The 1,321-nt window shown below is 55.9% G+C and carries 1 protein-coding gene; it reads right to left on the bottom strand.

Features of this window, described 5'->3' with window-relative positions:
- Positions 1-44 precede the first annotated feature (44 nt).
- A protein-coding gene (locus tag L8V00_RS09960; protein WP_269944929.1) for an IS3 family transposase occupies positions 45-1,261 on the bottom strand; the annotation gives its coding sequence in 2 pieces (ribosomal slippage) (positions 45-1,000 and positions 1,000-1,261; 1,218 coding nt in all).
- Positions 1,262-1,321: the final 60 nt, after the last annotated feature.

Genomic DNA, 1,321 nt, shown 5'->3' with positions numbered 1-1,321 from the left:
GGGTTGCCCGCAAATCGTGGACACGTAGTGGAGCTACCCAGTGGTCAGGCAGCTATTTCTTTTCTGCTAGTGGTTGAACCGGTGTGGTTCTCAAAGTCGACAGGGCTGACCATCCCGAGTGCGGAGTGTCGGCGTCGACGGTTGTAGACGACTTCAATCCAGTAGGCAACGGCCTTGCGTGCTGCATCACGGGTTGGCCAGCGCTTACGGTCGTAAAATTCGGTCTTAAGCGTCGACCAGAACGACTCAGCCATCGCATTATCGAAGCACACACCGGTACGCCCCACGGACTGAGCAATGCCCAGGTTGCGGCAAACCTCCCAGAGTTTCTCGCTGGTGAATTGGGTTCCGCGGTCAGCATGAAACACCAGCCCATCAGGGACGTCACCACGCAGCGTGTGCGCCATCCGCAAGGCCCGTTCGACCAGGGAAGTATCTTGAACGCTATCCATAGCCCAGCCCAGTACCCTGCGGGAATGGCCATCGCGGACGGCACACAGGTACAACCATCCTTCACCGGTGCGCAGGTAGGTAATATCTGACATCCACACCCGGTTGAGCTCACCTGTATCAAACATGCGCTTGACCAGGTCAGGAAGCGTGGACTTACGCTTAGCTTGAATGGTTGTCACCGGGACAAACGCCCGCGGTGAAATCCCTTCAATGCCCATCATGCGCATCCGCTTCGCCACAGTCTTGCGATTCAATGTGATCTGGTAGCGCTCAGCGAGCTCTGCGGTGATCCGCGGAGCACCATAAACCTCATCGGAGTCTTTCCAAATCTGATGAATCTTTTGGTCAACGCCATCGTAAAATGCAGCACGATCATTTTCGCCGGATAGTCGTTTCTGCTGCGCATGGGCCCATTTGTAGTATCCAGACCGAGACACTTTTAAAAGCCGTGCCATGCGCTTGATGCTGTAGTTCGCCTTCTCCTGCCGCATCAATTCGAACTTTTCTGCTCGCGTTGCTTCGCGGCGAAGAAGGCTGTCGCTTTTGACAAAAACTCATTATCCATCTTGGCTTCCGCCAGCTCACGGCGCAGGCGCGCATTCTCGGCCCGAAGATCAGCCTCGCTCATCCCATCTGATGCTCCTCGGCGCTCACGCTCGAGTTTGACCCAGCGGCCTAAAAGTCCGGCGGAAACACCGATCTCCTTAGCCACATGAGCGATCGGCCGCTCCGACTCGATTACCAGGTTCGCGGCTTCACGCCGGTACTCCGGCGTGTACTTCTTGCGCTGTTGACTCACAATGAACATCCTCTCCCACGGACACAAGATCCGTACAAATAGGGTGTCCACTAAACGAGGGTAACCTCA

The organism is Corynebacterium evansiae (assembly GCF_027570065.1).
GTDB classification, from domain to species: Bacteria; Actinomycetota; Actinomycetes; order Mycobacteriales; family Mycobacteriaceae; genus Corynebacterium; species Corynebacterium evansiae.
Note: the sequence above shows the minus strand (reverse complement) of the source record. Positions and strands in the feature narration are given on the sequence as shown.